The organism is Pseudomonas sp. PICF6, from assembly GCF_009831705.1.
Taxonomy (GTDB): domain Bacteria; phylum Pseudomonadota; class Gammaproteobacteria; order Pseudomonadales; family Pseudomonadaceae; genus Aquipseudomonas; species Aquipseudomonas rhizophila.
The window spans coordinates 164,465-168,949 of sequence record NZ_WUUD01000033.1; the positions used below are offsets into that span (position 1 = coordinate 164,465).

Genomic DNA, 4,485 nt, shown 5'->3' on the forward strand with positions numbered 1-4,485 from the left:
TGCGTTTCAACCATGGCAAGGTCCGTCAGGCCGGGCAGGTGCAGCAGGCCAGCGTCAGCTTCAAACTGATCAACGACGGGCGCCACGCCGACTTGCAGATCACCTTGTCCGGCGAAGTCGAAACCGACCTGCAACGCCTGGCCGAAGGTCTGCAACAGTTGCGCGAAACCCTGCCGCTGCTGCCGCCCGATCCGTACCTGCTGCTCAACCACAATCACTGGCAGAGCCACAACGTGCAGGACCATCCACTGCCGGACACCGGCCAGGCCGTGGCCGAAATCACCCGCGCCGCCGACGGTCTGGATTTGGTCGGTTTCTATGCCGCCGGCCCCATCAGCCGGGGCTTTGCCAGTTCTTCGGGGGCGTTCGGCTGGCATCAGGCCAACAGCTTCAACTTCGATTTCAGCCTGTTCCATGAAAACGGCCAGGCGGTAAAAGCCAGCTACGCCGGGCACGAATGGAGCAGCGAAGGCTTTGCCAGGCGCTTTGAACAGGCCCGCGAGCAGTTGGCGTTTTTGGGCCGCCCCTTGCGCACCCTGCCGCCCGGTGAATACCGCGCCTACCTGGCACCAGCGGCGATGGAAGAAATCATGGGCATGCTCAGCTGGGGCGGGTTTTCGGCCCGGGCGATTGCCAGCAAGCAAAGTCCGTTGCAGAAGTTCTACGCGAACGAAGCAAGCTTGAGCCCCGACGTATGGCTCAGTGAGCAGGTCAGCGGCTCTTTGAGCCCGGCGTTTTCCGACGAAGGTTATCCGCGCGATGACTTGGGCCTGATCGTCAAAGGCATGGCCGGTGCACAGTTGATCAACTCCCGCAGCGCCGCCGAGCACGGCCTGAACGCCAACGGCGCCAGCAGCTACGAATACCCCACGGCGCTGGTGATGAACGAAGGCCAGCTCGAGCAGCAAGACATCCTCGAACACCTTGGCACCGGGCTGTACATCAGCAACCTCTGGTACCTGAACTACTCGGACCAACCGGCCGCGCGCATGACCGGCATGACCCGCTTCGCCACGTTCTGGGTCGAGAACGGCCAGATCGTCGCGCCGGTCAGCACCATGCGTTTCGACGACAGCGTCTACAGCCTGCTCGGCTCGCAACTCGAAGGCCTGACCCGGGAGCGGGAACTGCTGCTCTCGGCCAGCACCTACAGCCAGCGGGCCACGGCTTCGATGCTGTTGCCGGGGGCACTGGTCAAGCGCTTGACCTTGACGCTGTAGCCAACCAAACGCAGGACCTGTGGCGAGGGGATTTATCCCCGCTGGGTTGCGAAGCGACCCCCAAAGGGTAAATGCGTTCTGCCTGACTCACCGAGGCGACAGTTCTGGGGCTGCTTCGCAGCCCAGCGGGGATAAATCCCCTCGCCACAACAGCGGCATCTGTTCCTGATCAACACTCCGTACAAGAGGTCCCATGCCCAACCGCGCACCGCTCGACGCTGTCACCGCCCGCTGGCTTCCTTGGGTCGTGGCGATTGCCTTCTTCATGCAGTCCCTGGACGGGACCATCCTCAACACCGCCCTGCCCGCCATGGCCAGCGACCTGGCGGAAAACCCGCTGCGCATGCAGGGCGTGATCATTGCCTACATGCTCACCGTGGCGCTGCTGATCCCGGCCTCTGGCTGGATCGCCGACCGCTTCGGGACCAAGAAGATTTTCTTCGGCGCGATCCTGCTGTTCAGTTTCGGCTCGTTGCTCTGCGCCTTGTCCAATTCGTTGTCCATGCTGATCGGCGCCCGGGTGATCCAGGGCCTGGGCGGCGCGCTGATGCTGCCGGTGGGCCGGTTGGTCGTGCTGCGTGCCTACCCACGCTCGGAACTGGTGCGGATCATGGGATTCATCACCATTCCCGGCCTGCTCGGCCCACTGATCGGGCCGACCATGGGCGGCTGGATGGTGGAGTACCTGACCTGGCACTGGATCTTCATTATCAACCTGCCGGTGGGCGTGCTGGGTTGCTACGCGGTGTGGAAATTCATCCCGGACCTGCGCGGCAGCGAGCGTACCCGGTTCGATGGCCTGGGATTTTTGCTGTTTGGCGCGGCCATGGTGCTGATCACCATCGCCATGGAAGGCCTCGGTGAGCTGCACCTGCCGCACTTGCGCGTGATGTTGCTGCTGTTCGGCGGCATGGCCTGCCTGGCCGCTTATTGGCTACGGGCCGGGCACATCGAAAACCCGCTGTTCGCACCCTCGCTGTTCAAGACCCGGACCTTCGCCGTGGGGATTCTCGGCAATCTGTTCGCGCGCCTGGGCAGCGGCGCCCTGCCGTTCCTGGTGCCGTTGCTGCTGCAAGTAGCCCTGGGCTATTCACCGTCCCAGGCCGGGATGAGCATGTTACCTCTGGCCGCGGCGGCGATGGTCGCCAAGTCCGTGGCCCGGCCGTTGATCGAGCGCTTCGGCTACCGCAGCGTATTGACCGCCAATACCCTGGCCCTGGGCCTGATGCTGGCGAGCATGGGCCTGGTCAGCGAACAGACGCCGTACTGGCTGCTGCTGGCGCAACTGGCGGTGCTGGGGGCGATCAACTCGTTGCAGTTCACCGCGATGAACACCGTGACCCTGATTGACCTGGACGACGCCAGCGCCAGCAGCGGCAACAGCCTGCTGTCGGTGGTGGCGCAACTGTCCCTGAGCCTGGGCGTGGCCTGCGCTGGTGCGCTGCTCGGCGGCTTTACCGCCCAGGTCGGCAACGACGGGGTGGACACCGTGCTTGGCGCGTTCCAGTTGACGTTCCTGACGGTGGGCATCATGGCGATGCTGGCGGCGACGATTTTTTCGCAGCTGTCGAAAGAGGATGGGCGGCGGGCCAAGCGGCCGGATGAGCATATCGAGCACTGACTAAGAGGCGTCGTGGCTTGGCGCTTTTTGTGGGAGCAAGGCTTGCCCGCGATACAGGCGACTCGGTTTCCTGAAATAGCGCGCCACCTTCGTCGCGAGCAAGCTTTGCTCCCACAGTTCCAGAGCCCCACAGTTTCTGGATCCACCAGCCCCCAACACAAGCGTGGCCCTCACAGCTCGTCCAGAACTTTCGAGAAAAGTGGCACGAGGCTGCTACACTGCGCGACATTTTGTTTTGCAGGCCAGTCCCGTGACCACCATTGCCACCGCTTTTAATACTCTGCCGCTGTCCGCCGCCATGCTGGCTAACCTCGAATCCCTCGGTTATGCCCAGATGACGCCGATCCAGGCGCAGAGCTTGCCGGTGATCCTCAAGGGCATGGATCTGATCGCCCAGGCCAAGACCGGCAGCGGCAAGACCGCGGCCTTCGGCATCGGCCTGCTGAACCCGATCAACCCGCGCTTCTTCGGCTGCCAGGCACTGGTGATCTGCCCGACTCGTGAGCTGGCCGATCAGGTTGCCAAGGAAATCAGGCGCCTGGCCCGCGCCGAAGACAACATCAAGGTCCTGACCCTGTGTGGCGGCGTGTCGTTTGGCCCGCAGATCGCTTCCCTGGAGCATGGCGCCCACATCATCGTCGGCACGCCAGGGCGCATCCAGCAGCACCTGCGCAAGGGCTCGCTGGTGCTGGACGGCCTCAACACGCTGATCCTCGATGAAGCCGACCGCATGCTCGACATGGGCTTCTACGACGCCATCGAAGACATCATCCAGCAGACCCCGGAACGCCGTCAGACCTTGCTGTTCTCCGCCACCTACCCGGTGGGCATCAAGCAACTGTCGTCCAAGTTCATGCGCAACCCGCAGCAGGTCAAGGCCGAAGCCTTTCACTCCGACGCGCAGATCGAGCAGCGTTTCTATGAAATCTCCCCCGAGGAGCGCATGGACGCCGTGGTCAAGGTGCTGGCGCATTTCCGTCCGGCCTCCTGCGTGGCGTTCTGCTTCACCAAGCAGCAGGTTCAGGAAACCGTCGACCATCTGACATCCAAAGGTATCTCGGCGGTCGGCCTGCATGGCGATCTGGAACAGCGCGACCGCGATCAGGTGCTGGCGATGTTCGCCAACCGCAGCACCTCGGTGCTGGTCGCCACCGATGTGGCGGCCCGTGGCCTGGACATCGACGCACTGGACATGGTGATCAACGTCGAACTGGCCCGTGACTCGGAAATTCACATTCACCGCGTCGGCCGCACCGGGCGTGCGGGTGAAAAAGGCATCGCCATCAGCCTGGTGGCGCCGTCCGAAGCCCACCGCGCCCAAGCGATCGAACAGTTGCAGAAGTCGCCACTGAGCTGGGACCAACTCGACAACCTCAAGCCCCAGGGCGGCGGCCCGCTGCTGCCGGCCATGAGCACCCTGTGCATTGGTGCCGGGCGCAAAGACAAAGTCCGCCCCGGCGACATCCTCGGCGCCCTCACCGGCGAGGCCGGCATCCCCGGCGCCCAGGTCGGTAAGATCGCGATTTTCGACTTCCAGGCCTATGTCGCCGTGGAGCGCGCAATCGCCAAACAGGCGCTGCAACGCCTGAACGATGGCAAGATCAAGGGCCGTTCGTTGCGGGTGCGGATCCTGTAACTCCAACA

The 4,485-nt window shown here is 63.6% G+C and carries 3 protein-coding genes; all 3 read left to right on the forward strand.

The genetic code is table 11. The features are described 5' to 3' along the window. Positions 1 to 1,220, forward strand: a 1,220-nt coding sequence (locus GSM73_RS23475; protein ID WP_256677073.1) for a metallopeptidase TldD-related protein, incomplete at its 5' end; no start/stop codon positions are given. 193 nt (positions 1,221 to 1,413) lie between these two features. After that, positions 1,414 to 2,841, forward strand: coding sequence for a multidrug transporter subunit MdtD (mdtD, locus tag GSM73_RS23480; RefSeq protein ID WP_076383389.1), 1,428 nt, complete (start codon positions 1,414 to 1,416; stop codon positions 2,839 to 2,841). Positions 2,842 to 3,139: 298 nt separating this feature from the next. Beyond that, entirely contained in the window at positions 3,140 to 4,477 is a 1,338-nt protein-coding gene (gene dbpA / locus GSM73_RS23485) for an ATP-dependent RNA helicase DbpA (protein ID WP_230682660.1), read from the forward strand. The last annotated feature ends 8 nt before the right edge of the window (positions 4,478 to 4,485 follow it).

What these genes read in the sequence shown, in the direction of transcription:
- mdtD (WP_076383389.1), top strand. Translation starts at nt 1,414, where the DNA reads ATGCCCAACCGCGCACCGCTCGACGCTGTCACCGCCCGCTGGCTTCCT.
- dbpA (WP_230682660.1), top strand. Translation starts at nt 3,140, where the DNA reads ATGCTGGCTAACCTCGAATCCCTCGGTTATGCCCAGATGACGCCGATC.